The sequence below is a fragment of the Autumnicola tepida genome (assembly GCF_031846485.1).
GTDB lineage: Bacteria > Bacteroidota > Bacteroidia > Flavobacteriales > Flavobacteriaceae > Autumnicola > Autumnicola tepida.
Window position 1 is genome coordinate 1 of the sequence record NZ_JAVRHQ010000081.1, and the last position, 985, is coordinate 985.

At 30.2% G+C, this 985-nt stretch carries 1 protein-coding gene; it reads left to right on the top strand.

Features of this window, described 5'->3' with window-relative positions; genetic code table 11:
* Nucleotides 1-742, top strand: a 742-nt coding sequence (locus RM553_RS19455) for an SIMPL domain-containing protein (protein WP_311536628.1), incomplete at its 5' end; no start/stop codon positions are given.
* Nucleotides 743-985: the final 243 nt, after the last annotated feature.

The following is a 985-nucleotide window of genomic DNA, read 5'->3' on the forward strand; positions in this document are numbered from 1 at the left end:
GGCAAGCATTAAAAAAATTCGAACAATGAATAAATTTTACATCTTACTTTTCTGCCTTATTACTTCCATTTTAAGTGCGCAAGATGACAATCAATCTAAAACAATTGAGGTCGTAGGTTTTGCAAAAGTTGCAATTACACCAGATACCGGAATATTAAATATCACAATTGATAATATTAATCTTGATTTTAGTAAATCTATCAACGGATTAAATAGTAAATCTCAAGATATAACTGAACAATTGAAAAAGATCGGATTTAAGCAATCTTCTATTAGAACTGACGATTTCAACGTTAGAAAGAATAGAGTTTATAGAAATAATAAAAGTATTGATAGTGGATATAAAGCCACACAACAAATTCAACTTGAATTTAAAAACGACCAGAAAAACATTACTAAAATATTAGATCAGTTCTCAAAAAGTAGTACAGAATTTAATTTGAACTTCAACTTTAAGTTATCAGATTCATTGAAAAAGAATGTTCAAGAGCGAATCATAAAATTAGCTACTAGAGATGCAATTGAAAAAGCTGAATTAATAAGTTCAGCATCAAATGTAGATCTGATTAAAATAAACCAAATTAAATATGGTACAAATTATAATTCCGGTATGAGATTATATAATAGAAATAATGGAGTAGCAGAAGTCGTTTCTACAATAGATAATTCTATTATAAAAGGATTTACCCCTAAAGACATAGTTTACTCTGATAATATCTTAATAATTTGGGATATTAAATAACGCTTGCCAACAACGGTTCAGCGCCAATAAGCGGCACCGTTAGAAGGAAAATAATTAACTTGATCAACAAACCAATACTAAGCCGACAAATCCGCGTCCCCTACTCCGCCAACTGGCGATAACCGAGACCGTTGTGGCCAATTATAATCGTGATTTTCCTTTCAATTGAGATAAATTGACTTTACTTTTGATAATATCAAATGATACTATCAAAATGAAACCTCCATACGAGATTACTCCGAA